Annotated in this window: 28 protein-coding genes and 1 pseudogene; 18 read left to right on the top strand and 11 right to left on the bottom strand. The window is 64.5% G+C overall.

The features are described 5' to 3' along the window. Nucleotides 1-117: pseudogene (locus tag RT688_RS21915) on the top strand (IS1595 family transposase); the annotation flags it as partial. Nucleotides 118-267: 150 nt separating this feature from the next. Here the strand turns inward: RT688_RS21915 and rpmG are convergent. The 4 genes from rpmG to RT688_RS21895 all read right to left on the bottom strand — a co-directional run bounded on the left by rpmG (nt 268) and on the right by RT688_RS21895 (nt 2,131). Continuing rightward, entirely contained in the window at nt 268-435 is a 168-nt protein-coding gene (rpmG, locus tag RT688_RS21910; protein ID WP_005665735.1) for a 50S ribosomal protein L33, read from the bottom strand. 13 nt (nt 436-448) lie between these two features. Further along, complete coding sequence (gene rpmB / locus RT688_RS21905; RefSeq protein WP_312548065.1) at nt 449-685, bottom strand: 50S ribosomal protein L28; 237 nt, start codon at nt 683-685, stop codon at nt 449-451. A gap of 172 nt (nt 686-857) precedes the next feature. Beyond that, nucleotides 858-1,529 (bottom strand): RadC family protein, encoded by a 672-nt coding sequence (gene radC, locus RT688_RS21900; protein WP_313706955.1) that lies wholly within the window; start codon nt 1,527-1,529, stop codon nt 858-860. Nucleotides 1,530-1,660: 131 nt separating this feature from the next. After that, complete coding sequence (locus RT688_RS21895) at nt 1,661-2,131, bottom strand: RDD family protein (RefSeq protein WP_313706954.1); 471 nt, start codon at nt 2,129-2,131, stop codon at nt 1,661-1,663. A 306-nt stretch (nt 2,132-2,437) separates the two neighbouring features. On the opposite strand from RT688_RS21895, the gene RT688_RS21890 reads away from it, so the two are divergent. The 6 genes from RT688_RS21890 to RT688_RS21865 all read left to right on the top strand — a co-directional run bounded on the left by RT688_RS21890 (nt 2,438) and on the right by RT688_RS21865 (nt 7,780). Continuing rightward, entirely contained in the window at nt 2,438-2,893 is a 456-nt protein-coding gene (locus RT688_RS21890) for an FKBP-type peptidyl-prolyl cis-trans isomerase (protein ID WP_313706953.1), read from the top strand. Between the two features lie 10 nt (nt 2,894-2,903). Further along, complete coding sequence (gene ispH / locus RT688_RS21885; protein ID WP_313706952.1) at nt 2,904-3,851, top strand: 4-hydroxy-3-methylbut-2-enyl diphosphate reductase; 948 nt, start codon at nt 2,904-2,906, stop codon at nt 3,849-3,851. Nucleotides 3,852-4,137: 286 nt separating this feature from the next. Then, complete coding sequence (locus RT688_RS21880; RefSeq protein WP_313706951.1) at nt 4,138-5,073, top strand: branched-chain amino acid ABC transporter permease; 936 nt, start codon at nt 4,138-4,140, stop codon at nt 5,071-5,073. 9 nt (nt 5,074-5,082) lie between these two features. Continuing rightward, nucleotides 5,083-6,294, top strand: coding sequence for an ABC transporter permease subunit (locus RT688_RS21875; RefSeq protein WP_313706950.1), 1,212 nt, complete (start codon nt 5,083-5,085; stop codon nt 6,292-6,294). Further along, a complete protein-coding gene (locus RT688_RS21870) occupies nt 6,291-7,058 on the top strand; it encodes an ABC transporter ATP-binding protein (protein WP_313706949.1) in 768 nt (255 codons plus the stop codon). The genes RT688_RS21875 and RT688_RS21870 overlap by 4 nt, the downstream gene beginning before the upstream one ends. Continuing rightward, nucleotides 7,058-7,780 carry an ABC transporter ATP-binding protein gene (locus tag RT688_RS21865; RefSeq protein WP_313706948.1) on the top strand — a complete coding sequence of 241 codons (723 nt, stop codon included), beginning with the start codon at nt 7,058-7,060 and terminating at the stop codon, nt 7,778-7,780. Before RT688_RS21870 ends, RT688_RS21865 begins: the two co-directional genes overlap by 1 nt. A gap of 198 nt (nt 7,781-7,978) precedes the next feature. Here RT688_RS21865 and phaP read toward each other — a convergent pair whose 3' ends face one another. Continuing rightward, nucleotides 7,979-8,560 carry a TIGR01841 family phasin gene (gene phaP / locus RT688_RS21860; RefSeq protein WP_313706947.1) on the bottom strand — a complete coding sequence of 194 codons (582 nt, stop codon included), beginning with the start codon at nt 8,558-8,560 and terminating at the stop codon, nt 7,979-7,981. A gap of 336 nt (nt 8,561-8,896) precedes the next feature. On the opposite strand from phaP, the gene RT688_RS21855 reads away from it, so the two are divergent. From RT688_RS21855 to RT688_RS21845, 3 genes are all read left to right on the top strand, one after another. Then, entirely contained in the window at nt 8,897-9,814 is a 918-nt protein-coding gene (locus RT688_RS21855) for a DMT family transporter (protein WP_313706946.1), read from the top strand. After that, a complete protein-coding gene (locus tag RT688_RS21850; RefSeq protein ID WP_313706945.1) occupies nt 9,811-10,506 on the top strand; it encodes a nitroreductase in 696 nt (231 codons plus the stop codon). Before RT688_RS21855 ends, RT688_RS21850 begins: the two co-directional genes overlap by 4 nt. Nucleotides 10,507-10,682: 176 nt before the next feature. Beyond that, nucleotides 10,683-11,870, top strand: coding sequence for a serine hydrolase (locus RT688_RS21845; RefSeq protein ID WP_313706944.1), 1,188 nt, complete (start codon nt 10,683-10,685; stop codon nt 11,868-11,870). 142 nt (nt 11,871-12,012) lie between these two features. Here RT688_RS21845 and RT688_RS21840 read toward each other — a convergent pair whose 3' ends face one another. Beyond that, nucleotides 12,013-12,798, bottom strand: a complete 786-nt coding sequence (locus RT688_RS21840; RefSeq protein ID WP_312548045.1) for an IclR family transcriptional regulator — start codon at nt 12,796-12,798, stop codon at nt 12,013-12,015. A gap of 155 nt (nt 12,799-12,953) precedes the next feature. On the opposite strand from RT688_RS21840, the gene RT688_RS21835 reads away from it, so the two are divergent. The 8 genes from RT688_RS21835 to RT688_RS21800 all read left to right on the top strand — a co-directional run bounded on the left by RT688_RS21835 (nt 12,954) and on the right by RT688_RS21800 (nt 20,045). Further along, nucleotides 12,954-13,340, top strand: coding sequence for a diacylglycerol kinase (locus RT688_RS21835; protein WP_313706943.1), 387 nt, complete (start codon nt 12,954-12,956; stop codon nt 13,338-13,340). Between the two features lie 100 nt (nt 13,341-13,440). After that, nucleotides 13,441-14,079 carry a peroxiredoxin gene (locus tag RT688_RS21830; protein ID WP_313706942.1) on the top strand — a complete coding sequence of 213 codons (639 nt, stop codon included), beginning with the start codon at nt 13,441-13,443 and terminating at the stop codon, nt 14,077-14,079. A gap of 327 nt (nt 14,080-14,406) precedes the next feature. Continuing rightward, nucleotides 14,407-15,180: a sulfite exporter TauE/SafE family protein gene (locus RT688_RS21825; RefSeq protein ID WP_313706941.1), complete on the top strand. Its 774-nt coding sequence runs from the start codon at nt 14,407-14,409 to the stop codon at nt 15,178-15,180. 136 nt (nt 15,181-15,316) lie between these two features. Beyond that, complete coding sequence (gene cysT / locus RT688_RS21820; RefSeq protein WP_313706940.1) at nt 15,317-16,162, top strand: sulfate ABC transporter permease subunit CysT; 846 nt, start codon at nt 15,317-15,319, stop codon at nt 16,160-16,162. Further along, nucleotides 16,159-17,079 (top strand): sulfate ABC transporter permease subunit CysW, encoded by a 921-nt coding sequence (gene cysW, locus RT688_RS21815; RefSeq protein ID WP_313706939.1) that lies wholly within the window; start codon nt 16,159-16,161, stop codon nt 17,077-17,079. Before cysT ends, cysW begins: the two co-directional genes overlap by 4 nt. Beyond that, nucleotides 17,076-18,149 (top strand): sulfate ABC transporter ATP-binding protein, encoded by a 1,074-nt coding sequence (locus RT688_RS21810; RefSeq protein ID WP_313706938.1) that lies wholly within the window; start codon nt 17,076-17,078, stop codon nt 18,147-18,149. The genes cysW and RT688_RS21810 overlap by 4 nt, the downstream gene beginning before the upstream one ends. Then, on the top strand, nt 18,146-19,081 hold the full coding sequence (locus RT688_RS21805) for a CysB family HTH-type transcriptional regulator (RefSeq protein WP_313706937.1): 936 nt from the start codon (nt 18,146-18,148) through the stop codon (nt 19,079-19,081). The genes RT688_RS21810 and RT688_RS21805 overlap by 4 nt, the downstream gene beginning before the upstream one ends. Before the next feature lie 73 nt (nt 19,082-19,154). Further along, the gene (locus tag RT688_RS21800; RefSeq protein ID WP_313706936.1) at nt 19,155-20,045 is read left to right on the top strand and encodes a class I SAM-dependent methyltransferase; all 891 of its coding nucleotides are present in this window, start codon (nt 19,155-19,157) and stop codon (nt 20,043-20,045) included. Nucleotides 20,046-20,053: 8 nt separating this feature from the next. On the opposite strand, the gene RT688_RS21795 is transcribed toward RT688_RS21800, so the two are convergent. The 5 genes from RT688_RS21795 to RT688_RS21775 form a co-directional block, all read right to left on the bottom strand. Then, complete coding sequence (locus tag RT688_RS21795; protein ID WP_313706935.1) at nt 20,054-21,100, bottom strand: aldo/keto reductase; 1,047 nt, start codon at nt 21,098-21,100, stop codon at nt 20,054-20,056. A 10-nt stretch (nt 21,101-21,110) separates the two neighbouring features. Next, nucleotides 21,111-22,148, bottom strand: coding sequence for a quinone-dependent dihydroorotate dehydrogenase (locus RT688_RS21790; protein WP_313706934.1), 1,038 nt, complete (start codon nt 22,146-22,148; stop codon nt 21,111-21,113). A gap of 202 nt (nt 22,149-22,350) precedes the next feature. Next, nucleotides 22,351-23,079 (bottom strand): arginyltransferase, encoded by a 729-nt coding sequence (locus RT688_RS21785; protein ID WP_313706933.1) that lies wholly within the window; start codon nt 23,077-23,079, stop codon nt 22,351-22,353. Nucleotides 23,080-23,138: 59 nt separating this feature from the next. Beyond that, nucleotides 23,139-23,861: a leucyl/phenylalanyl-tRNA--protein transferase gene (gene aat, locus RT688_RS21780; RefSeq protein WP_313706932.1), complete on the bottom strand. Its 723-nt coding sequence runs from the start codon at nt 23,859-23,861 to the stop codon at nt 23,139-23,141. A 14-nt stretch (nt 23,862-23,875) separates the two neighbouring features. Next, on the bottom strand, nt 23,876-24,475 hold the full coding sequence (locus tag RT688_RS21775) for an NUDIX hydrolase (RefSeq protein ID WP_313706931.1): 600 nt from the start codon (nt 24,473-24,475) through the stop codon (nt 23,876-23,878). Nucleotides 24,476-24,708 lie beyond the last annotated feature (233 nt).

The raw sequence follows: 24,708 nt of genomic DNA, 5'->3' as shown, positions 1-24,708 counted from the left end.
CTCGCGCTATTTGCCAAATTATCTCGGCTGGCGCTGGGCGCTCGATGGCCGGCGTATCGATTCTCCAGAGCGCTTCCTGCGAGCGGCGCTGGGCATGTTCAACACCTAACGGTGACAGCGCCTTTTCGTCTTGCCCGAAGGGTAGGATGGGCGGCAGGGTTGCCTGGAGGATCCGCGCGCTCGGCGCCGAACTCCTCAGTCGAGCGCACAAATAAAAAAGCCGCGCACTTGCGTGGGCGGCTTTTCCGTCTACTGCACCAGATCGAATTACTTGATCTTGGTTTCCTTGTAGATCACGTGCTTGCGTGCCTTCGGGTCGAATTTGGTGATTTCCATCTTCGCCGGCATGGTGCGCTTGTTCTTGGTGGTGGTGTAGAAGTGACCGGTACCTGCGGTCGATTCCAGCTTGATTTTGTCGCGGCCAGTTTTTGCCATGATAGCTCCCTAATTAAACTTTTTCGCCACGAGCGCGCATGTCGGCCAGAACGGCGTCGATGCCCAGCTTGTCGATGACGCGCAGACCGGCGTTGGACAAACGCAGGGAGACCCAGCGGTTTTCGGATTCCACGAAAATGCGACGGTTCTGCAGGTTAGGCAGGAAACGACGCTTCGTCTTGTTGTTAGCGTGGGAGACGTTGTTGCCAACCATCGGTCCCTTGCCAGTAACTTGGCAGACACGTGCCATAGTGCACTCCTTAGATAAACTTCCAAAATCGGAAAAACGAGAGTATAGCGTGAAAACCATCGCGGAATCAATCACTTGCGAAAAACAATTGTTTCTTAAGTCGTCGGCTAAATTTAACAATTGTGAAATCGCGGCTAGCGCCTTGTTTTCACGCAGTTAACTGCAAGTTTCCTCACAGCTGGCCGTGTTCGGCGAAGGAATGCACTTGTGAACCTGCCACCACAAAATGGTCGAGCACGCGTACGTCGACCAGGGCCAGCGCCTGCGCCAGGGCGCGCGTCAGGCCCAGGTCGGCCTCGCTGGGCGCGCATTCGCCGGACGGGTGGTTATGGGCGAGCATCACGCCCGAGGCATTGCGCCGCAGCGCCGCCTTCACCACTTCGCGCGGATAAACACTGGTGTGGGTCAGCGTGCCGCGAAACATTTCCTGCGCATCGATCAGGCGGTTCTTGACGTCGACGAACAGCACCACGAAGGATTCGTAGGCCTGCAAGCCGAACTTGGCGCGCAGGTAGTTTTTCACGACGTCGGGCGAGCACAGCGCCTGGCGGAAGAACTGTTCCGACACGGCGCGCCGCGCCAGTTCCATGACGGCCTGCAGTTGCGCATACTTGGCCATGCCCAGGCCGTGCACCTCCGAAAACTCCTGGGGTGTCGCGTGCAGCAGGCGCTGGAGCGAGCCGAAGTGTTCGAGCATGTGGCCGCCAAGCTCGACCGCGCTGCGCCCGCGCACGCCCACGCGCAGGAAAATGGCCAGCAGTTCGGCGTTCGAGAGGGCCGCCGCGCCTTCGCGCGCCAGCCGTTCGCGCGGCCGGTCCTGTTCCGGCCAGTCGTTGATACCCATGTTGCTCCTTGTCGTAGAGGGAAGGGCGTGCGGCCGCGGCCGCATCGCCGCCACGCATTATGGGCAGACGAGGAAAGACGGTTCTGATCTGGCGCGCATGGGTGCAATCTGCGGCGCCATGCCTGGAGCGCTCAGGGCTGGCGTACGAAACGCACTGGCTGCGCGGGCGGGCGCTTGCGGCGGATCACGACGGTGCCCGCCAGCTTGTCGTGCCAACCCTGCTTTTTCGGATCGATCGCGACCCACAGCAAGCCCAGGCCGAGCGGAATCGTCGAGACGTAGTAGCCGAGATAACGGCCCACCGACTGGCCGAGCGTGGGCTTGTTGCCGGTGCGGGCATCGACGACCTGGGCCGAGATCGCCATCTTGCCCGGCGTCGCGCCGCGCGCCACCCAGAAGGCGATCACGGCGACAGCCGGCAGCACGTACGAAACCAAAATGTCGGCCGGCCCCTGGAACAGGCTTGTGCTGTCCCAGTATCGCGGGCCGTACAGCATGTGGAGCAGCGGCAGCGTCAGGAAGAACATCAGCAGCGTATCGATCAGCGCGGCACCGACGCGCGCCCAGAACCCCACGTATTCGTATTCCGTTTCGTCATCCACCGCGCTGCTCCAGGAAAGGCGGCCGGACGGCCGCGCGGCAACGGTAGCACCTGGTGGGGCGCGACGCAATACGGGAGGGCTGCCGTGCCGCGCAATCGTCCCGGGCGCCTGGTTCGTCCAGCGGGTTCTCGAACCGCACCGGTTGGACGGTCAACATGCCGATGCGCCGACGCGACAGTCGGGCCCGAATCGATTTCCGGCAGCCTCGCTGCTGCCGAAAAAAGCGGCGGCCGGCGGCGGGAAGGGCGGTGGTGGCTTACAATAGCGGTTTGCCTGCAACAGGCTTGCCTGCTACTCGAAACGAACATGTCCAACGCCTCTCCCGCCGTCGTCAACGAATCGTCCTACCTGACCCTGCATTACCGGCTCGCCATTGCCGGTGGCGCCGATCTGATCACCACCTTCAACGGCACCCCGGCCACCTTGCTGCTGGGCCAGGGCCAGTTGGCGCCTTTCCTCGAACAGCGCCTGCTCGGCCTGCCGGAAGGCGCCCACGAAACCTTCGCGCTGAGTGCGCAGGAAGCCTTCGGCGACCGCAATCCCGAGCTGATCCAGCCGGTGTCGAAGGCGACGCTGGAAGAAAATTCGGTGCCGGATGCCGACTACAAGGTCGGCGAGCTGATCGAATTCAATGCGCCGAAGGGTGGCCGCTTCGCCGGCGTGCTGCTGGAAATGCGCGACGACAGCGCGCTGTTCGATTTCAACCATCCGCTGGCCGGCCAGGCCCTGCAATTCGAAGTGAAACTGATTTCGGTCCTGTAAAGGGAACACCATGGAAAACGAGATTCTGCTTGCCCAGCCGCGCGGCTTCTGCGCCGGCGTCGACCGTGCCATCGAAATCGTCGAGCGCGCATTGAGCCAGTTCGGCGCGCCGATCTACGTGCGCCACGAGATCGTCCACAATGCCTACGTCGTAGCCGACCTGCGCAACAAGGGCGCGATCTTCATCGAGGAGCTCGACGACGTCCCCGCCGGCAACACGCTGGTGTTCTCGGCCCACGGCGTCTCGAAGGCCGTGCGCGCCGAAGCCGAGGCGCGCGGCCTGAAGATCTTCGACGCCACCTGCCCGCTGGTGACCAAGGTCCACGTGGAAGTGTCGAAGATGCGCAAGCAGGGCGCCGAGATCATCATGATCGGCCACCAGGGCCACCCGGAAGTCGAGGGCACGATGGGCCAGGCGGAAGAGGGCATGCACCTGGTCGAGACCGTCGAGGACGTCGAAAAGCTGCAGGTCGCCAATCCGGAGCTGCTGGCCTACGTGTCGCAGACCACGCTGTCGGTCGACGACACGCTGGACATCATCGCCGCCCTGAAGAAGCGCTTCCCGAACATCATCGAGCCGAAGAAGGGCGACATCTGCTACGCCACCACCAACCGCCAGGAAGCCGTGAAATTCATGGCGCCGCAGGTGGAAGTGGTGGTCGTGGTCGGCAGCCCGAACAGCTCGAACTCGAACCGCCTGCGCGAAGTGGCCGAGAAGATGGGCACGCCGGCCTACATGGTCGACGACGCCAGCAAGATCGACCCGGCCTGGATCGCAGGCAAGAAGCGCATCGGCGTCACCGCCGGCGCCTCGGCGCCCGAGGTACTGGTGCAGGCCGTGATCGACCGCCTGAAGTCGCTCGGCGCGGCCAGCGTGCGCGCGCTCGAGGGTGTGGAAGAGAACGTCACCTTCCCGCTGCCGAAAGGCCTGGACGGCGTGCGCGCCGAGCTCGCGTAAACCCTGCTGTTCTTTCGATAACAAAGGAGCGCCGCAACAATTTTTCCGTTGTTCGTTTCGCAAAAAGCTCGCTATGATGGCGACGCTCGGAATTTTTGTCTTGGCAACTGTTCTTCCGTGAAGGGGAGCAGTCTGCGGTCGCGGTGAATGAAGGCTACACGGACACATGGACCCATGGAATGCCGAAGGCAGTCCATGTGGCCCGAAATATCGTCAGCCACACAGCGGCACTTCGGGAATCTCGAAGTGCCGTTTTTGTTATCGAAAGAAAGAGGCAGCGGAAACAATGGAGACTTTTGTCCAGCAGATACTCAACGGACTGGTGCTAGGCAGCATGTACGCACTGGTCGCACTTGGGTACACGATGGTCTACGGGGTGCTCAACCTCATTAACTTCGCCCACGGCGATGTCCTGATGATCGGCGCCATGGTCGGCCTGTCGATCCTGCAACTGCTCGACGCCCACTTCCCCGGCCTGCCGGGCTACCTGCAGCTGGCCCTTGCGATCCTCGGTGCGATTCCCGTCGCGATCCTGGTCAACGTGCTGATCGAGCGTGTCGCCTACCGCCGCCTGCGCAACGCGCCGCGGCTGGCGCCCCTGATCACCGCGATCGGCGTCTCGATCCTGCTGCAGACCGTCGTGATGGCGATGCCGTTCTGGGGCCGCAGCCCGCTGCCTTTCCCGCAACTGCTCTCGTCCGAACCGATCATGATCGCCGGGGCAATGATTTCGCAAACCCAGGTGCTGCTGCTGGTGCTGGCCGCGCTCGCCATGGTGGCGCTGGTGCTGCTGGTCGAGCGCACCAAAATGGGAAGGGCAATGCGCGCGGTCGCCGAGAACCCGCGCGTGGCCGGCCTGATGGGCGTCGATTCGAACCGCGTGATCGTCGCCACCTTCGCCATCGGCGCCGCGCTGGCGGCCGTGGCCGGCGTCATGTGGGGCGCCAACTATGCGTCGGTCACCTTCACCATGGGCGTGCTGCCGGGCCTGAAGGCCTTCTGCGCCGCGGTGCTGGGCGGGATCGGCAACATTTATGGCGCCATGATCGGTGGCCTGCTGCTGGGCATCATCGAAGCGCTGGGCGCCGGCTACATCGGCGAATTCACCGGCGGCTTCCTCGGCAGCCATTACCAGGACATCTTCGCCTTCGTGGTGCTGATCCTGGTGCTGACCGTGCGCCCGTCCGGCATCATGGGCGAACGCGTCGCCGACCGCGCGTAAGGAGCCGACATGTCCCTGCTGACTTTCGACCTCCAGCATCACCCACGCCAGGCCCGCATCAACATGCTCCTGCTGCTGGCCGCGATGCTCGCCTTTCCCTTCTTCGCCTCGCAGTACGGCAACTCCTGGGTCCGCATCATCGACCTGGCGCTGCTGTACATCATGCTGGCGCTGGGCCTGAACATCGTGGTCGGCTTCGCCGGCCTGCTCGACCTCGGCTACATCGCCTTCTTCGCCGTCGGCGCCTATCTCACCGGCCTGTTCGCCTCGCCCCAGTTCGCGGCCCTGCTCGAATCGGTGGTCTACAACTATCCGGCGCTGGGCGAGTGGCTGGTGGCCGTGCTCGGCCCGGAAATCCAGCAGGAGGGCATCCACCTGTCGGTGTGGGCGATCGTGCCGCTCGCGGCCCTGGTCGCGGCCCTGTTCGGCGCGCTGCTGGGCGCGCCGACCCTGAAGCTGCGCGGCGACTACCTCGCCATCGTGACGCTCGGCTTCGGCGAGATCATCCGCATCTTCATGAACAACCTGATCGAGCCGATCAACATCACCAACGGCCCGCAGGGCATCAACATGATCGACCCGATCCGCTTCTTCGGCGTCTCGCTGGCGGGCGAGGCCGGATCGCAGTCGACGGTCTACATCGGCAGCTACGGGATTCCGTCAGTGAACGCTTACTACTTCCTGTTCCTGGGCCTGTGCATCGCCACCATCTTCATCACCAGCCGCCTGCAGCATTCGCGCCTGGGCCGTGCCTGGGTCGCGATCCGCGAGGACGAGATCGCGGCCAAGGCGATGGGCATCAATACCCGCAACGTCAAGCTGCTGGCGTTCTCGATGGGCGCCTCCTTTGGCGGCGTGGCCGGCGCCATGTTCGCCGCCTTCCAGGGCTTCGTCTCGCCGGAATCGTTCGCGCTGACCGAGTCGATCGCCGTGCTGGCGATGGTCGTGCTGGGCGGGATCGGCCATATCCCGGGCGTGGTGCTGGGCGGCGTGCTGCTCGCGGCCCTGCCGGAAATCCTGCGCCACGTGGTCGAGCCGGCCCAGGTCGCGCTGTTCGGCGAGAAGATCGTCGAGGCCGAGGTGCTGCGCCAGCTGCTCTACGGCCTGGCGCTGGTCGGCATCATGCTGGTGCGGCCGGCGGGCCTGTGGCCGTCGCCGAACAAGGAGGAGCGCCCGAACGCGGCCCTGGCGCGCGAGGACGAAGAGGAGGCCACCGCATGAGCGAGGTCCTGCTGAATATTTCAGGTGTAAACAAGCGCTTCGGCGGCCTGCAGGCGCTGACCGACGTCGCCATCCGCATCGAGCGCGGCCAGATCGTCGGCCTGATCGGCCCGAACGGCGCCGGCAAGACCACCTTCTTCAACGTGATCACCGGGTTGTACCAGCCGGACAGCGGGACGTTCGAGCTGGCCGGCAAGCCGTATTCGCCCTCGGCGCCGCATGCGGTGGCCAAGGCCGGCATCGCGCGCACCTTCCAGAACATCCGCCTGTTCGGCGAGATGAGCGCGCTGGAGAACGTGATGGTCGGACGCCACGTGCGCACGAAACAGGGCGTGTTCGGCGCCATCTTCCGCCACAAGGCGGCGCGCGAGGAGGAGGCGGCGATCCGCGCCCGGGCCCAGGAACTGCTCGACTTCGTCGGCATCGGCCGGTTCGCCCACCGCACCGCGAAATATCTGTCCTATGGCGACCAGCGGCGCCTCGAAATCGCCCGCGCGCTGGCCACCGAGCCGCAACTGCTGGCCCTGGACGAGCCGGCCGCCGGCATGAACGCCACCGAGAAGCTGGCGCTGCGCGAACTGCTGGTGAAGATCAAATCGCAGGGCAAGACCGTGCTCCTGATCGAGCACGACGTGAAACTGATGATGGGCCTGTGCGACCGCATCACCGTGCTCGAATACGGCAAGCGCATCGCCGAAGGACCGCCGGCCGAGATCCAGAAGGATCCGGCGGTGATCGCGGCCTACCTGGGAGGTGCTCACTGATGGGCGACAATATTCTGAAGGTCCAGGGACTGCAGGTCGCCTACGGCGGCATCAAGGCAGTCAAGGGCATCGACCTGGAAGTGAACCGGGGCGAGCTGGTCACCCTGATCGGCGCCAACGGCGCCGGCAAGACCACCACCCTGAAAGCGATCACCGGCACGCTGCCGACGGCGAAAGTCGCGGGCACGATTGCCTATCTCGGCGAACCGTTAACAGGCCGTCAGTCCTTCCAATTGGTGCAGCGCAAGCTGGCCATGGTGCCGGAAGGGCGCGGGGTGTTCACCCGCATGTCGATCCACGAGAACCTGCTGATGGGCGCTTTTACGCGCAACGACAAGGCCGGCATCGAGGCCGACATCGAGAAGTGGTACGCGGTGTTCCCGCGCCTGAAGGAGCGTTCGAGCCAGCTGGCCGGCACCCTGTCGGGCGGCGAGCAGCAGATGCTGGCCATGGCGCGCGCCCTGATGTGCCATCCGACCCTGCTGCTGCTGGACGAGCCGTCGATGGGCCTGGCGCCGATCATGGTCGAGAAGATCTTCGAGGTGATCCGCGAGGTGTCGCAGCAGGGCATCACCATGCTGCTGGTCGAGCAGAACGCGAAGCTGGCGCTGCAGGCGGCGCACCGCGGCTATGTGATGGAATCGGGATCGATCACGATGAGCGGCCCGGCGGCGGACATGCTGCACGATCCGCGCGTGCAGGCGGCGTATCTGGGGGAATAAGGGTAGGGTGGGCACTGTTCGGACTTTGATCCGAGCAGTGCCCACGCGGCGATAGCTGGAGGCAAGATCATCCGGCACGATCATCCAGCCGGTAACGATCACCGCGTGGGCGGAAAATCCGCCCACCCTACGAAAAAAGGGCCTGTCCGACATCGTCGGCCAGGCCCTTTTTTTACGCTTACTACTTCAGCAGGAAGCTTAGGCAGCAGCAGCCGAAGCGGCGTTGGCAGCGGCCGGCGCCTTGGCGGCGACGTTCGAGAACTGCGACATGGCCGCGTTCATGTTGTGTTCCATGGCTTCGACCGCCTGCTTGGTGGTCTTGCTGAACTGCTCGTAGCCGGCGTTGGCGTTGCTGATCGCGGTCTTGACGGCGGCAACGAAGGTTTCCGAACCGGCCGGGGCGTTCTTGCTCACTTCGTCGACCAGGGCGATGACCTTGCGGTTGGCTTCGACGATCTGGCTTTCGGCGGCCTTCGAGAATTCGGCGCCGGTGCCGGTGGCGATCGAGGCCAGTTGGCGGCTGTACGACAGGGCTTTCTCGGCGGTCGGCTGGGCCTGCGAAGCGGACAGCTGGAAGAATTCCTGCGGGTCCTTGGCCGACAGCAGCTGGCGGGCGGCGGCCGAGTTGTCCGACAGGGTGGCGCGGGCGGTGTTGATGTTGAGTTCCACCAGCTTTTCCATGCTTTCGAAGGTCTTCGACGTCAGCGAGGACAGCAGGGCGAATTGCGATTCGAGATTTGCTTTGGTGGCATTCGAGAACTGCTCAGGGATTGCAAACATGTGGTTCTCCAAACAAGACGTTATATGAATGAATGCTGCTGGGACCGGTGAAGCGGGAAGGCTGGCCGGTGCATCGGAGGTATTGTGCACCGCAACAGAGCGAATTTTTCCTCACTTTGGCGGACAGGTCAAGCGTTTTTGGTGCGACGCACCATTCGGGCAATCTTTGTTGTTTTCTTGCATCGGATGAAATACTTATGAACAAGTTTACTGATCGCTTTGCCAGCAATTCGACCATCCACGGGCCTTTTTTCGGCTCGGAAAAATGTTGGCGCCGGCCGTGCTAGACTTGTCGTTTACGCCAGCCCACGGCCCGCCGCGCCTTCTATGACCACCATGGCCCCACCGACCGCCACCCCAGGCGCTACCCGTCCCGCCCAATCCTGGCTGGCGCCGCTGCCGCTGTTCTTCGTCGTACTGTGGAGCACCGGCTTCATCGCGGCCAAATACGGCTTGCCCTACGCGCCGCCGCTGACCTTCCTTCTCTTGCGCTGCCTGGGCGTGCTGGTGGTGCTGGTGCCCATCGTGCTGCTCTGGCGCGCGCCCTGGCCGAGCGGCCGGATCTGGCACGTCGCCGTCGCCGGCCTGCTGCTGCAGGCGGGCTACCTCGGCGGCGTCTGGAGCGCGATCAAGATCGGCATGCCGGCCGGCCTGTCCGCGCTCATCGTCGGCATGCAGCCGATCCTGACGGCCGTCGCCGCGCCGCTGATCGGCGAGCGGGTGCTGCCGCGCCAATGGCTGGGACTGGCGCTCGGCCTGCTCGGCGTGGCCCTGGTGGTCTATGCCAAGATCGACCTCGCCGGCCTGTCCCTGGCTCCCATCCTGTACTGCGTGCTGGCGCTGCTGTCGATTACCGCCGGCACCATGTACCAGAAGCGCTATTGCCCGCAGTTCGACCTGCGCACGGGGACCGTGATCCAGTTCGCGGCCACGGTGGCGGTACTGCTGCCGCTGGCGATCGTCCTGGAACAGTTGGATTTTTCGTTGTCAAAGGTAGAGTGGACCATCCACTTTCTTGGCGCCTTGCTGTGGTCGGTGTTCGCGCTCTCGATCGGCGCGATCTTCCTGCTGTTCCGGTTGATCAGCCGCAGCGCCGCCACCGAGGTGACGAGCCTGCTCTACCTGACCCCGCCGACGACCGCTATCATGGCCTGGCTGCTGTTCGGCGAGGCCCTCGGCCTGCTCGGGCTGGCAGGCATGGCGGTAGCCGTTGCCGGTGTCGCATTCGTCGTCAAGAAAAAGGAGACTTCATGATTTCAAGCCAGCAGCAGGAAGCGGTCGACGCCGCCATCACCTCGCGCCGTTCGATTCGCGCCTTCCTCGACCGCCCCGTTGCGCAGGAAGACATCGAGAAAATCCTCGAGGTGGCCGCGCGCGCGCCCTCGGGCACGAACACCCAGCCGTGGAAGGTCTACGTGCTGACCGGGCAGGCGCGCAGCGCGCTGTCGAACGCGATCCTGGCCGTGCACCTCGACCCGGAACTGTCGCGCCAGCATACCGAGGAATACGCCTACTACCCGCGCGAGTGGGTCTCGCCCTTCATCGACCGCCGGCGCAAGGTCGGCTGGGACCTGTACAGCCTGCTCGGCCTGACGCGCGACAACAAGGCCGGCATGGCGGCCCAGCATGCGCGCAATTTCCGTTTCTTCGATGCCCCGGTCGGCCTGATCTTCACGATCGACCGCGTGATGGAGCAGGGCTCCTGGCTCGACTACGGAATGTTCCTGCAGAACATCATGGTGGCGGCGCGCGGACGCGGGCTCGATACCTGCCCGCAGGCGGCCTTCACCCAGTATCACCGCATCATCGCCGAGCAACTGCGCCTGCCCGCCAACGAGACGGTGGTGTGCGGCATGGCGCTGGGCTGGGCCGATCCGGAAAAGATTGAAAACTCGCTCGTTACCGAACGCGAGCCGCTGGCTTCCTTCGTGCACTTTGTAAAATGATATGTTGCACCGTGTACACATTTGAATCGAAAGGAAATGTTCTCAACCGCGCTGCGCGCCGCAGGCCATTGAAGTGGGGCAAAATGATGACGACAGTGTCAAATGTGCTTGTGCTTGAGTTCGACACGGCTACACTTGAGTCACGACTCATCAGTTTCACATGCAAGGGAGTGCAGATGATTAAGCTTGCGTTGGCCATCCTGGTATCGCTGTTCCTGGTGGCGGAGCCGGCCTCCGCGGCCGGCGCCGGCACGGGAAGCCAGGCCAGCTCGGAAAAGCAGAAACGGCAGGCCGCCAGGAAGAAGCCGGTCAAGAAAAAGACCGCAGCCAAGGCCAAGCGCGCCAAGCGCCAGGACGTGGCCCAGGCCGCCGACGGCAATCGCCAGCGCATGGTGCGCCGTGTCACCAAGGTCAACGGCAAGCGCCGCGTTACCTACCAGGTGGTGCGCAAGGCCGCGCCGACCGTCGCGGCGATGCGTACCGCCGGCGACCTGGCCGGCCTGCACAAGACGGACGATCCGCTGTCGCTGCGCTCGAACGTCGCCCTGGTGCTGGACCAGAACAGTTCCGAAGTCCTGTTCGAAAAGAACGCCAACGTCCCGCTGCCGATCGCCTCGATCACCAAGCTGATGACCGGACTGGTCGTCGTCGAGGCCGGACAGGACCTGAACGAGATGCTGACGATCACGAATGCCGACGTCGACCGCCTCAAGTACAGCAGCTCGCGCCTGCCCGTCGGCGCGCGCATGACCCGCGGCAACCTGCTGCACATTGCCCTGATGAGTTCCGAGAACCGGGCCGCTTCCGCATTGGGCCGCAATTATCCGGGCGGCATCGGCGCTTTCGTCGCCGCCATGAACGCCAAGGCCAGGGAACTGGGCATGAACGACACCCGCTACGTCGATTCCAGCGGCCTGTCGAGCCAGAACGTCTCGAGCGCGCGCGACCTCGCCAGGCTGGTCGCCTTTGCCCACCAGAAGCCGCTGCTGCGCCAGTACTCGACCGATCCGAACTGGGTGGTGGAGGCGAGCGGCCGCCCGATGCGCTACTCGAACACGAACTACCTGGTGGCGCTGCCAGACTGGAACATCGGCTTGCAGAAGACCGGTTTCATCAACGAAGCAGGGCGCTGCCTGGTGATGCAGGCGATGATCCAGGGCCGCAACGTGATCATGGTGTTCCTGGATTCGAAGGGCAAGATGTCGCGCACCGCCGATGCCGGCCGCATGCGGCGCTGGCTCGAAGCGCTCACGCCCGACAGCATCGTTCCGGCGGCACACGCCGCCACGCCGGCGACCGCCAGCGAGGCGACCCACACCTCGTTCTCGACCGTGTCGGCGGCGACGGTGCTCCAGAAGCGCTGACAGCCTGGCGGAACAGTACCTGTAGGGTGGGCACCCTGTGCCCACGCGTTACGCACGTGGCCGGCAGTCACGTACGAGGAATGTTCGCCCGCAAAACATGCGATGGACGCAACCAGTCCGGGACGGACAAGGCGCTCGAAGATCAGGCTGCCGAGGCGGGGCGAAAGCCCAGCGTGGCCGAGATCTGCCCGGCGGTCTGCACCAGGTCGTCAAGCCATTCTTCCTGCAGGCGGTCGGCCGGCGCCGAGATCGACAGGCCGGCCACCAGCCTCCCGCTGTCGTCATGGATGCCGGCGGCCATGCAGCGTACCCCCAGCTCCAGTTCCTCGTTGTCGCGCGCATAGCCGCGCGCCCGCACCAGGCTCAGTTCGCGCTCGAGCTTGGCAAGGTCGGTGATCGAATTCTTGTTGTGGCCGGCAAGACCGGTGCGGGTCGCATAGGCCCGGATCGCCTTCGGCTCGTCCACCGACAGGAACAGCTTGCCGGTCGAGGTGAGGTGCAGCGGACCGCGTCCGCCGATCGCCCGCACCACCTGCATGCCGGAACGCTCGGAAAAAGCGCGGTCGATGTAGACGATCTCGTCGCCCTGGCGCACCGACAGGTTCACCGTCTGCTGGGTCTTCTTGTGCAGGTTGCGCATGAAGTCCAGCGCCGCTTCGCGCACCGACAGCCGGCTCTTGACCACGTTGCCCAGCTCCAGCAGCCGCATGCCGAGGCGGTAGGTGCCCGGCTCGACGCGGTCGACGAAACGGGTCACGACCATGTCGTTCAGGATGCGGTGCGCGGTGGAAGGGTGCAGGCCGGATACCTTGGAGAGTTCCTTCAGGCTGACCGGGTCCGGATAGTTTGCCAGCGCATCGAGCAGCGCGACCATGCGTTCAATCACCTGGATCGAGGTCTTGGCTGGTTCAAGGGTGTCGATTTTCATGATGTGGTTGGTGCAGTGCAGTATCGTCTCTACTTTATACCATAATGCGAAAAAGCGTCGGCGGATTCGCTAGTGCCCAGCATCTAATGCCGGGAGACCCCGGCATGCGAGGGAACAGGCATAATGACAACTCCGTATGTCTAGTTGGAAATGAAATGGAAGATCCGGTCAGCGAATTCAAGAGTAAAGGCGGGTTCCGTCGCATCATCAACGCGTCGAATTATTCGATCCAGGGGCTGGTCACGGCCTGGCGCATCGAGCATGCCTTCCGCCAGGAACTGCTGGTGTTCGTGCTCGGCGTGATCTTCGCCTTCGTGCTGCCGGTGTCCGCCTTCGAGCGCCTGGTCCTGGTCGGGGTGCTGCTGCTGGTGCTGATCGTCGAGCTGATCAATTCGGCCTTCGAGGCCGTGGTCGACCGGATCTCGCTCGAACGCCATCCATTGTCGAAGAACGCCAAGGATTTCGGCAGCGCCGCCGTCGGCCTCTCCGTGCTGCTGGCGGCCCTCACCTGGGGCACGGTGCTCTACAACCGGTTTGCGTGATAACCCGGCAAGCTTGTCGAAAATGCCGCACAATGGCTGAATTGTCAGTGCGGCGCCATGCTGACGCCGCATATCCTTGTCCTTCACTATGGAGAAAACCATGAGCTTACGCCTCGGCGATACCGCACCCGATTTCGAGCAGGATTCCAGCATCGGCCGCATCCGCTTCCACGAGTGGGCGGGCGACTCCTGGGTGGTGCTGTTCTCGCACCCGGCCGACTTCACCCCGGTCTGCACCACCGAACTGGGCCTGACCGCCAAGCTCAAACCGGAATTCGACAAGCGCAACGTGAAAGCAATCGCGTTGTCGGTCGACCCGGCCGAGCAGCACCGCAACTGGATCAAGGACATCGAGGAAACCCAGCAGACCGTGGTCGGCTTCCCGATCATCGCCGACGCCGACAAGTCGGTGTCCAGCCTGTACGACATGATCCACCCGGAACAGTCGGCCACCGCCACCGTGCGTTCGCTGTTCGTGATCGACCCGAACAAGAAGATCCGCCTGACCATCACCTACCCGATGAGCACCGGCCGCAACTTCGATGAAGTGCTGCGCGTCATCGACGCCCTGCAACTGACCGACGGCTATACCGTGGCCACCCCGGGCAACTGGAAGGACGGCGACGACGTCATCATCCCGCTGACCGTGCAGGACCCGGAGCAGCTCAAGCAGAAGTATCCGAAGGGCTATACGGCGCCGCGTCCTTACCTGCGCATGACGCCGCAGCCGAACAAGTAAGCCACTAGCCAGCGTCCGCGCCCTTTGATCGGCCGCAATGGCGATCGAAGGGCGTAGGGTGGGCTCTCGAGCCCACGCGGTGCTGCGGTGGCAAATCGAAACACAACCCGGCAGGCCGAGGTTCGTGGCGTTCCGGATGCGCCGCGTCGTATCAACCGGTGATCCCGTGTGGGCTCGAGAGCCCACCCTACGAAAACCGCATATTAATCCTTGCCTCTGGGCACTCCTCCGCACCCTCATCCCCATTGCACGCATAAGCAAATAAGGAAGCTGTCGTTTGTCCAAGGACTGACCCGGCTTACTCTTGGGTTCACTTGAGGGTACAGCATGTTGATGACATATATCACGGCCGGCTTCGCGGTCGGTCTCCTGGTGGGCATGACGGGCGTCGGCGGCGGCTCGCTGATGACGCCGCTGCTGACGCTGCTGTTCGGCGTGTCGCCGACGGTTGCCGTCGGCACCGACCTGGCCTTCGCCTCGATCACGAAGAGCGCCGGCACCATCACCCACCGCTTCAACAACACGGTCAACTGGGCCATCGTGCGCCGCCTGTGCCTGGGCGCGCTGCCGGCCGCCCTGGTCGCCACGCTGGCGCTGCGCCACTATGGCGCGCTCGACGCCGAGATCGGCCTGCTCATCCGTTATTCGATCGCCGGCTCGGTCATGCTGACCGTGGTCGCGCTGCTGTTCCGGCGCCGCATGCTGGCCTGGATCAACGCCCATCCTGCGCGCCAGTTGCAGGGGAGGGCACTGACTGCCGCCACCGTGGTTTCCGGCGCCATCCTCGGCGTGCTGGTCACGGTGTCCTCGATCGGCGCCGGCGCCATCGGCGCGACCTTGCTGGTGATGCTCTACCCGAAACTGACCCCGGCCGAAGTGGCCGGCACCGACATCGCCTACGCGGTGCCGCTGACCGCGATCGCCGCCTTCGGCCACTGGTGGCTGGGCTCGATCGACTGGATGCTGCTGCTGACCCTGCTGATTGGCTCGCTGCCCGGCATCACCCTTGGTTCGATGTTGGCGCGCAAGGTGCCGGAACGTTTCCTGCGCGCGCTGCTGGCCATGACGCTGACCGGCGTCGCCGCAAAATTGATCTATTAAACGATTTACCGCACGTATGAAGTTCAGCCCGCTAATAGCGTAATTCATCTATGCAAATGAAGATTCCTTCGTTTGTATTATGAATATTGCGTGAGATTATGTCAGCCTGTTAGAAGAAAATGTAATAAGGCACCCCATGACTTCCATCCCGCAAGCACGCGCACCCGGCCGGGTCATTCCCGGCTTCGGGCTGTCGCTCGGGTTCACGATCTTTTATCTCACACTGATCGTGCTGATCCCGCTCTCGGCCGTCTTCCTCAAGACCTTCACCATGAGCTGGGAAGCCTTCTGGAGCGCTGTCACCTCCGAGCGCGTGGTCGCTTCCTACAAACTCACCTTCGGCGCCTCGCTGATCGGCGCGGCGCTGAACGTCGTCTTCGGCGGCATCGTCGCCTGGGTGCTGGTGCGCTACAAGTTTCCGGGCAAGCGCTTCATCGACGCCCTGGTCGACCTGCCGTTCGCGCTGCCGACCGCCGTCGCCGGCATCACCCTGACCGCTTTGTATTCGAACAACGGCTGGATCGGCCAATACCTCGACAAGCTCGGCATCAAGGTCGCCTTCACCCCGCTCGGCGTGGTCGTCGCGCTGACCTTCATCGGCCTGCCGTTCGTGGTGCGCACGGTGCAGCCGGTGCTGGAAGAGGCCGAGCGCGAGCTGGAGGAAGCCGCAGCCAGCCTGGGCGCGAGCCCCCTGCAGACCTTCTTCCGCGTGATCCTGCCGTCGATCGTGCCGGCGCTGCTGACCGGCTTCGCGCTGGCCTTCGCCCGCGCCACCGGCGAATACGGTTCCGTCATCTTCATCGCCGGCAACCTGCCGATGGTGTCCGAGATCACGCCGCTGTTCATCATCACCAAACTGGAGCAGTACGACTATGCCGGCGCCACCGCGATCGCGGTCGTGATGCTGATCATCTCGTTCATCCTGCTCCTGACCATCAACCTGCTCCAGGCATGGACGCGCAAACGGGCGGGCAAGAAATGAGCGCTGCACTCGATACCATCGTTGACAAACCCACCGTCGTGGCGCCGCGCTCCTTGCGCGCGCCGAAAACCAATACCTTCGAGCCGAACTGGGTGCGCTGGGCGCTAATCGCCGTCGCGCTGACCTTCCTGACCCTGTTCCTGTTCGTGCCGCTGGTCGCCGTGTTCACCGAAGCGCTCAAGCGCGGCTGGGACACCTACGTCGAATCGATCCTCGACCCGGATGCGATCTCGGCCATCAAGCTGACCCTGATCGCCGCCGGCATTTCGGTGCCTTTGAACCTGGTGTTCGGCGTGGCCGCGGCCTGGGCCATCGCCAAGTTCGACTTCCGCGGCAAAAGCGTGCTGCTGACCCTGATCGACCTGCCGTTCTCGGTCTCGCCCGTGATCGCCGGCCTGATCTACGTGCTGCTGTTCGGCGCCCAGGGCTGGTTCGGCGAATGGCTGGCCGCGCACGACATCAAGATCCTGTTCGCGGTGCCGGGCATCGTGCTGGCAACCGTCTTCATCACCTTCCCGTTCGTGGCGCGCGAACTGATCCCGTTGATGCAGCAGCAGGGCACCGAGGAGGAAGAGGCGGCCCTGGTTTTGGGCGCGAGCGGCTGGCAGACCTTCTGGCGCGTCACGCTCCCGAACATCAAGTGGGGCCTGCTGTACGGCGTCATCCTGTGCAATGCGCGTGCGATGGGCGAGTTCGGCGCGGTGTCGGTGGTTTCGGGCCACATCCGCGGCGAGACCAACACCATGCCGCTGCAGGTGGAAATCCTCTACAACGAATACAACTTCACGGCCGCGTTCGCGATCGCATCCCTGCTGGCGCTGCTTGCGCTGGTGACGCTGGCCGTCAAGACCTTTATCGAATGGCGCCTGCACCAGTCCAGGAGTAGCGACGCCGGCAACACGGAGCACGCGCAATGACGATCGAAGTCCAACACATCCGCAAACAGTTCGGCCAGTTCACCGCGCTCGACGACGTCTCGCTGCAGTTTCCGGACGGCCAGCTGACCGCCTTGCTCGGCCCTTCCGGCTGCGGCAAGACCACGCTGCTGCGCATCATCGCCGGCCTCGAGCATCCGGATTCCGGTGCGGTCCTGCTCGACGGCCAGGACGCCTCGCACCGCCACGTGCGCGAGCGCCAGGTCGGCTTCGTGTTCCAGCACTATGCGCTGTTCAAGCACATGACCGTGTTCGAGAACGTCGCCTTCGGCCTGCGCGTGAAGCCGCGCAAGGAGCGCCCCTCCGAAGACCAGATCCGCGCCAAGGTCAAGCAGCTGCTGGAGCTGGTGCAGCTCGACTGGATCGCCGACCGCTATCCGCCGCAACTGTCCGGCGGCCAGCGCCAGCGCATCGCCCTGGCGCGCGCCCTTGCCGTGGAACCGCGCGTGCTGCTGCTCGACGAACCCTTCGGCGCCCTGGACGCCAAGGTGCGCAAGGAACTGCGCCGCTGGCTGCGCCGCCTGCACGACGAGCTGCACGTCACTTCCATCTTCGTCACCCACGACCAGGAAGAAGCGCTGGAAGTGGCCGACCAGGTGGTCCTGATGAACAAGGGCCGCGTCGAGCAGCTCGGCACGCCCGAGAGCGTGTACAACCAGCCGGCGTCGCCTTTCGTCTACGGCTTCCTCGGCAACGTCAACCTGTTCCACGGCCGCGTGCACGAAGGCGTGCTGGCCAGCGGCGACGCCCTGTTCGACGCGCCCAGCCTGAACGGCGTGACGAATGCCGAAGGCATCGGCTACGTCCGTCCGCACGATCTGGAAGTCGAGCGCTATGCGCCGGGCCAGCCGGGCATCGCCGTCAAGCTGCGCCGCGCCCATGCGATCGGCCCGCTGGCCCAGCTCGACCTCGAGCGCCTCGATACCAACGGGCTGATCGAAGCCGTGATCCCGAACGAGCGCTTCGCGCGCCTCGGCCTGAAGGAAGGCGAGACGCTGAGCGTGCGTCCGCGCCGCATCGAGGTGTTCGTCGACGAGGGAGGCGGCATATGAACTTTCAGCAGCTGCGCTCGGTACGAGAGGCCGCGCGCCGCAACTTCAACCTGACCGACGTCGCCAACGCGCTGTTCACTTCGCAGCCGGGCGTGTCGCGCCAGATCCGCGAGCTCGAGGAAGAGCTCGGCGTCGTCATCTTCGAGCGCAACGGCAAGCGCCTGACCGGCCTCACTGCGCCGGGCAAGGGTATTTTGAAGATCGTCGAGCGCCTGCTGGTGGAGGCCGAGAACCTGTCCCAGGCCAGCCAGGAATACGCGGCCCAGGACAGCGGAACGCTGACGATCGCCGTCACCCACACCCAGGCGCGCTATGCGCTGCCGCAGGTGGTGCAGTCCTTTCGCAACGCCTTCCCGAACGTGCGCATCGCCCTGCAGCAGAGCGCGCCCGAACACATCGCCGAATGGGTGCTGTCGGGCCGCGCCGACATCGGCATCGCCACCGAGGGCCTGTCGGCCTTTCCCGACCTGGTGTCTTTCCCCTGCTACCGCTGGAGCCACGTGGTGGTGGCGCCGGACGGCCATCCGCTGCTGGCCAGCACGCCGCTCAAGCTGGAAGACCTGGCCAACTACCCGCTGATCACCTACGACGTCGGCTACACCGGCCGCGGCCACATCGACGAAGCCTTCCGCGGCGCCGGGCTGACGCCGGACATCGTCCTGACGGCCATGGATTCGGACGTCATCAAGCAGTACGTGTCGCTGGGCATGGGCGTGGGCATCATCGCCTCGATGGCTTTCGACCACGGCCGCGACCGCGGCCTGCGCGCGGTCGAGTCCTCGCACCTGTTCGCGCCGAACGTGACGCGCCTGGCCGTGCGGCGCGGGGCGTACCTGCGGGCTTACGCCTACCACTTCATCGAGCGTTTCGCGCCCGGGTTCACAAGGTCGGATATCGAGAAGACACTACAGGCTGAAGTAGCAATTTCTTGATTGTTTGAAATATTCTTCTTATGTAAAATTATTAATACTTTTGTACAGTCGGAAATAATTTTAAGGAGAAACGGTGTCCACATCAGAACGGCTGGCGGAGGAAATCGAGGAAGTCTGCGGCGCCGAGCTGGCGACGCCGGTACGGCCGGGGCCGCGCTGGGTATCGGCGGATCAGCAGCAGGCGATTCGCCAGGTCGACCATTTCAAGCGCAGCGAATATCGTCATCTCGACCTGGACAAGTTGATCGCCTCCTACGTTTACGATTTCGTCGAGCCGCTTCTGCGCCTGCAGCCGGGTGCCGCGCGCGTGGCGGACATCGGTGCCGGCTATGGCTGGCTCGCCTTTGCTTTCGCACTGCGCACGGAGGTGCGTGTGGTGGTGGTCGAATACGATGCGCAACGCCTGCTGGCGGCCCAGCGCATCGCCGCCATCCTGAGTGTGGCAGATCGGATGGAATGGATTAACGCATCGATCGCCGCCATTCCCTTGCCCGACCAGTCGGTCGATGCCGCCTATTGCGTCGAAGTGATCGAACACACCGGCCTCGACACTGCATTCGTGAGCGAATTGGCGCGCATTACGCGCGACGTGCTGGTCATTACGACGCCGAACAAGCTCTTCCCCGTCATCGGCCACGACACCGAGCTGCCGTTCTGTCACTGGCTGCCGCTGCCGGCACGTAACGTTTATGCGCGTGCCTTTGGACGGATCCGCAGGCAGCACAACAACCTGTTCTGGTCGCCGCGGCGCCTGCTCGGCGCGGTCGCCGGCTTCCGTCGCGTGTCGACCTTCCTCCAGTTCGAAGACTATGCCCGCTACCGTGAGGTGCGTGCGCACCTGGGTGGGCGCGCCGGCTGGCTCGGCAAATGCAAGGCCGCGTACTACATGTTGGTCGCCAGGCTGGGGCGCCGCGCCATTTACTTCCTCCCGAACCTGGCATCGACCTATCGCCGCGCCGGGTAAGCAGGACGCTACTGACCAGGGTTGGTGATGCGCGCGTGAATCGCATCGATCGCGTCCGTCACCTCGCGCGACAACACGATCCCGGCCGCATCGATGTTTTCTTCCAGCTGGGTCAGATTGGTCGCCCCGATGATGGTCGACCCCACGAACCACCGCGAGTAACACCAGGCCAGCGCCATCTGCGCCGGCGTCAAGCCGTTCGCGCGCGCCAGCGCCGCGTATTCGCGCGTGGCCGCCAGCACCTCGGGCCGCACGTAGCGCGGGCTCCAGTTCGGCGGGAAGATCGTCAGCCGGCCATGCGCCTTCGGGTTGTCGATGTACTTGGCCGTCAGCTGGCCGAAGGCGAGCGGGCTGTAGGCCAGCAGGCAGACGTCCTCGCGGAAGCACACCTCGTCGAGCAGGGTGGTCTCGAAAGCGCGCGCCGTCAGGTTGTACAGATTCTGGATGGTCGCGATGCGCGGCAGGCCCTGCGTTTCGCTCTGCTTCACGTACTCGCACACGCCCCAGGGGCTTTCGTTCGAGACGCCGATGTGGCGGATCTTGCCGGCCTTGACCAGTTCGTCCAGCGCGCCCAGGGTTTCCTCGATCGGCACGCTGTCGCGCTCGCGCTTCGGGTTGAAGCTGTTGGCGCCGAAGATCGGTACGTTCCGGCTCGGCCAGTGGACCTGGTAGAGGTCGATATAGTCCGTCTGCAGGCGCTGCAGGCTGGTCTCGACCGCCGCGCGCACGTTGGCCGCGTCCAGGTCGTGCGCCGCGCCGCGGATCCAGCGCATGTTCGCGTTCGGGCCGGCGATTTTCGAGGCGATGACGAGGTCGTCGCGGCGGCCGCGTTTTTGCAGCCAGCTGCCGATGTAGCGCTCGGTTGCGCCTTGCGTCTCGGCGCGGCCCATCACCGGATACATCTCGGCGGTATCGATGAAGTTGATGCCGCGCCCGACCGCATAGTCGAGCTGGGCGTGAGCGTCAGCCTCGGTGTTCTGCTCGCCGAAGGTCATCGTTCCCAGGCAGACGGTCGATACCGCCAGGTCGCTGCGTCCCAGCCGCTTGCGTTCCATCGTCGTCCCCTTATGCCCTCAACGCATCCGCGCACTCGCGCACCAGCGCCGGGCCGCGGTAGATCAGGCCGCTGTACAGCTGCACCAGCTGGGCGCCGGCCGCCATTTTTTCCTTCGCATCGTCGCCCGACAGGATGCCGCCGACGCCGATGATCGGCACCGCGTCGCCCAGCACCTTCTTCATTTCGCGCACCACGATGTTCGACAGGTCGAACACCGGCGCGCCCGACAGGCCGCCGGTTTCCTTACCGTGGCGCATGCCGGCGACGTGGTTGCGGCTGAGCGTGGTGTTGGTGGCGATGACGCCGTCGATCTTGTGGCGCAAGAGGGCGCCGGCGATGTTCTGGATCTGGTCGGCGTCGATGTCCGGGGCGATCTTCAGTGCCAGCGGCACGTAGCGTCCGCTCGCGTCCGCCAGGCGGGTCTGTTCGAGCTTTAGTTGCGACAGCAGGTCGTCCAGTTCCGACGCGCCCTGCAGCTGGCGCAGGTTCTTGGTGTTGGGCGAGGAAATGTTGACCGTGACGTAGCTGGCGTAAGGATAGACCTTGCGCAGGCAGTGCAGGTAATCCACGGCCGCGCGCTCGATCGGCGTGTCGGCGTTCTTGCCGATGTTCAGGCCGAGCACGCCCTGCTTTTCCTGGTAGAAGCGCGAAGCTTGTACATTCGCGACAAACGCGTCGACGCCGCCGTTGTTGAAGCCCATGCGGTTGATGATGCCTTGCGCGGCCGGCAGGCGGAACATGCGCGGCTTCGGATTGCCGGCCTGGGCGCGCGGGGTGACGGTGCCGATCTCGATCGAGCCGAAGCCGAGCGCGGCCAGGCCGTCGATGTAGGCGCCGTCCTTGTCGAGGCCGGCGGCAAGGCCGACCGGGTTCGGGAAGGTGATGCCCATCACGGTGCGCGGGTCCGGCGCCGGTTTCCTGAACATGCCGGTCATGCCGCGCTCGGCGGCGCGGCGCAGGGCCGGCAGGGTCAGGTTGTGGGCGGTCTCAGGCGGCAGCGCGAACAGCAGGGGGCGGGCGAGGGTGTACAGGAGTTTGTCGGACATGGAACGCTCTTGGAAATGGTCGCAGCATTGTACCGTGCGCCGCGACGTGAATGAACGTTACGGCGTAGGGTGGCGGCTCGACCTTGACGTGCGGACCATGGTTGCGTGCGCGCCGCCCACGCGGTGATAGTGAGCGGCAAGACCACCCGGCACGATCACGGAGCCAGGAACGATCACCGCGTGGGCGGCGAAGCCGCCCACCCTACCGGTCCAGGATGCCCCACTTGCCGCCGATGCGCGCCTCCAGCGGGCGGAAATTGATCTTGTAGGCCATCTTCGGGCTCTGCTCGATCCAGTAGCCGAGGTAGACGAAGGGCAGGCCCAGCTCGCGCGCCTGGCCGACCTGCCACATGATGTTGTAGGTGCCGAAGGAGGCGCCGGGCACGTCCGGGTCGAAGAAGGTATAGACCGAGGACAGGCCGTCGGACAGTACGTCGATGATCGATACCATGCGCAGCAGGCCGTCGGGCTCGCGGAATTCGACCAGCCGCGTGTTGACCCGGCTTTGCAGCAGGAACTGGGCGTACTGGTCGCGGCTGTCCTGGTCCATGCCGCCGCCGACGTGGCGCGTGGTCTGGTAGCGCAGGTAGAGCGCGTAGTGCTCGTCCGAGAACGACAGGTTGGCCACCATGGCGGTCAGGTCCTCGTGGCGTTTCCAGGCGCGGCGCTGGGCGCGGTTCGGCGCGAAGTCGGCGCAGCGCACGCGCACCGGGATGCAGGCCTGGCAGCCGTCGCAGTAAGGCCGGTAGGTGAAGATGCCGCTGCGGCGAAAGCCGTTCTTCACGAGCTCGGAATACACGTCGGCATTGATCAGGTGCGAAGGCGTGGCCACCTGCGAGCGCGCCTGGCGCGCGTCGAGATAGCTGCAGGGATAGGGCGCGGTCGTGTAGAACTGCAGCGTGGAGAAGGGCAGGTCATTAAGGTGCGTCATGCAGGACTCTCGAGACGACGTGATGAACCTATTCTAACGAAAGCGAAGGGCGCGCACGGTTAGCCAGTCAACGGTGGCGCCACTTCCCAGCGTTCGATGGCCGGTTCGCGGATCGCCGCGCGCAGGTGCTGCAGGAAGACACTGCGCGGAATCGGCGCCGCGCCCAGCGAGGCCAGGTGGCCGGTCTCCTGCTGGCAGTCGATCATCCGCACGCCATGCGCGCGCAGGAAGGCGACCAGGTAAGCGAGCGCGACCTTCGAGGCGTCGGAGACGCGAGCGAACATCGACTCGCCGTAGAACATGCGGCCGATGCAGACGCCATAGGCGCCGCCGACCAGTTCGCCGTCGAGCCAGACCTCGGACGAGTGCGCATAGCCCATCCGGTGCAGGCCGGTGTAGCCGGCGATGATGTCGTCGGAAATCCAGGTGCCGGGTCCGTCCTTGCGGGGCGCGGCGCAGGCGCGCATCACGGATTCGAAGGCGCTGTCGAAGCGCACCTGCCAGCGCCCGCCGTCCGTGCGGCTGCGCTCGATGCGGCGCAGGGTTTTCTTCAGGCTGTCGCTGATCTTGAACTCTTCCGTCTTGAGGACCATGCGCGGGTCGGTGCTCCACCAGAGGATGGGCTGGCCTTCGGAGAACCACGGGAAGATGCCGTTCTGGTAGGCCAGCAGCAGGCGTTGCGGCGACAGGTCGGCGCCGGCCGCGAGCAGGCCGGGCGCGTCGATGGTCAGCGCCTCGGACACGTCGGGAAACGGCGTATGCGCGTCGAGCCAGGGAATCATGGCGTGCTCGCTGGTCAGTCGGGTTCGCGCGGGGCGATCATCGGGCGGACGATGTCGTGGCTGTGGAACCCGTAACCGATCGGCTCGGTTCTCTCGCCCCCCTCGCGCATTTTGACGCGGTCGGCAAAGAACAGTTCCAGCGTCTTGCGGATCGTCGGGAAGGCCAGCTCGTCCCAGGGAATGTCGCGCTCGGCAAACAGCTGCACTTCCAGGCTTTCCTCGCCGGGATGGAAGTCCAGGTCGCGCAGGGCGGCCAGGTAGAACATGTGCACCTGGTGCACGTGCGCGACATTGAGCAGGGCGAACAGCTTGCCGAGCTCGATGTTGGCGCCGGCTTCCTCGTCGGTTTCGCGCGCCGCGGCCTCGCCGGTGGTTTCGCCGTTTTCCATGAAGCCCGCCGGCAATGTCCAGTAGCCATAGCGCGGTTCGATCGCGCGCCGGCACAGCAGGACCTGCAGCTGGCCGTCATGCTCCCACACGGGAATCGTGCCGATCACCATCTTTGGGTTCTGGTAATGGATCGTGCCGCACTGCGGGCATACATGGCGCGGCCGGTTGTCGCCTTCGGGGATGGCCAGCGCGACCGAATGGCCGCACTCGGAACAAAATTTCATAAAAAATGGTGGAAATGAATGTATGCCTACTTTACACCCGAATGGCCCGGCTGTGCCGCCGGCACCGGGCGTGGCTGGTGTGGTCGCGGTTCGCCGCCCTGTCCGTTCGTGCTGCAATCGCACATCGGGTCGAGATTGAGTTTGCCTAAACCGGCGAAGGGGCGTATAATTCATTTCATCAGACGCGGGGTGGAGCAGTCTGGCAGCTCGTCGGGCTCATAACCCGAAGGTCA

The sequence above is a fragment of the Massilia sp. genome (assembly GCF_032106685.1).
Taxonomy (GTDB): Bacteria; Pseudomonadota; Gammaproteobacteria; order Burkholderiales; family Burkholderiaceae_D; genus Telluria.
The sequence above is the reverse complement of the archived record's forward strand: the minus strand, read 5'-3'. Positions and strand labels throughout refer to the sequence as shown.

Coding starts and splice junctions, on each gene's coding strand:
- RT688_RS21880 (WP_313706951.1), top strand. CDS start 4,138: ATGGAGACTTTTGTCCAGCAGATACTCAACGGACTGGTGCTAGGCAGC.
- RT688_RS21790 (WP_313706934.1), bottom strand. CDS start 22,148: ATGTCCGACAAACTCCTGTACACCCTCGCCCGCCCCCTGCTGTTCGCG.
- RT688_RS21785 (WP_313706933.1), bottom strand. CDS start 23,079: ATGACGCACCTTAATGACCTGCCCTTCTCCACGCTGCAGTTCTACACG.
- RT688_RS21850 (WP_313706945.1), top strand. CDS start 9,811: ATGATTTCAAGCCAGCAGCAGGAAGCGGTCGACGCCGCCATCACCTCG.
- RT688_RS21840 (WP_312548045.1), bottom strand. CDS start 12,798: ATGAAAATCGACACCCTTGAACCAGCCAAGACCTCGATCCAGGTGATT.
- RT688_RS21830 (WP_313706942.1), top strand. CDS start 13,441: ATGAGCTTACGCCTCGGCGATACCGCACCCGATTTCGAGCAGGATTCC.
- ispH (WP_313706952.1), top strand. CDS start 2,904: ATGGAAAACGAGATTCTGCTTGCCCAGCCGCGCGGCTTCTGCGCCGGC.
- RT688_RS21845 (WP_313706944.1), top strand. CDS start 10,683: ATGATTAAGCTTGCGTTGGCCATCCTGGTATCGCTGTTCCTGGTGGCG.
- radC (WP_313706955.1), bottom strand. CDS start 1,529: ATGGGTATCAACGACTGGCCGGAACAGGACCGGCCGCGCGAACGGCTG.
- RT688_RS21870 (WP_313706949.1), top strand. CDS start 6,291: ATGAGCGAGGTCCTGCTGAATATTTCAGGTGTAAACAAGCGCTTCGGC.
- RT688_RS21890 (WP_313706953.1), top strand. CDS start 2,438: ATGTCCAACGCCTCTCCCGCCGTCGTCAACGAATCGTCCTACCTGACC.
- aat (WP_313706932.1), bottom strand. CDS start 23,861: ATGATTCCCTGGCTCGACGCGCATACGCCGTTTCCCGACGTGTCCGAG.
- RT688_RS21865 (WP_313706948.1), top strand. CDS start 7,058: ATGGGCGACAATATTCTGAAGGTCCAGGGACTGCAGGTCGCCTACGGC.
- RT688_RS21825 (WP_313706941.1), top strand. CDS start 14,407: ATGTTGATGACATATATCACGGCCGGCTTCGCGGTCGGTCTCCTGGTG.
- RT688_RS21805 (WP_313706937.1), top strand. CDS start 18,146: ATGAACTTTCAGCAGCTGCGCTCGGTACGAGAGGCCGCGCGCCGCAAC.
- RT688_RS21835 (WP_313706943.1), top strand. CDS start 12,954: ATGGAAGATCCGGTCAGCGAATTCAAGAGTAAAGGCGGGTTCCGTCGC.
- RT688_RS21775 (WP_313706931.1), bottom strand. CDS start 24,475: ATGAAATTTTGTTCCGAGTGCGGCCATTCGGTCGCGCTGGCCATCCCC.
- cysW (WP_313706939.1), top strand. CDS start 16,159: ATGAGCGCTGCACTCGATACCATCGTTGACAAACCCACCGTCGTGGCG.
- cysT (WP_313706940.1), top strand. CDS start 15,317: ATGACTTCCATCCCGCAAGCACGCGCACCCGGCCGGGTCATTCCCGGC.
- rpmG (WP_005665735.1), bottom strand. CDS start 435: ATGGCAAAAACTGGCCGCGACAAAATCAAGCTGGAATCGACCGCAGGT.
- RT688_RS21810 (WP_313706938.1), top strand. CDS start 17,076: ATGACGATCGAAGTCCAACACATCCGCAAACAGTTCGGCCAGTTCACC.
- RT688_RS21795 (WP_313706935.1), bottom strand. CDS start 21,100: ATGGAACGCAAGCGGCTGGGACGCAGCGACCTGGCGGTATCGACCGTC.
- phaP (WP_313706947.1), bottom strand. CDS start 8,560: ATGTTTGCAATCCCTGAGCAGTTCTCGAATGCCACCAAAGCAAATCTC.
- rpmB (WP_312548065.1), bottom strand. CDS start 685: ATGGCACGTGTCTGCCAAGTTACTGGCAAGGGACCGATGGTTGGCAAC.
- RT688_RS21855 (WP_313706946.1), top strand. CDS start 8,897: ATGGCCCCACCGACCGCCACCCCAGGCGCTACCCGTCCCGCCCAATCC.
- RT688_RS21875 (WP_313706950.1), top strand. CDS start 5,083: ATGTCCCTGCTGACTTTCGACCTCCAGCATCACCCACGCCAGGCCCGC.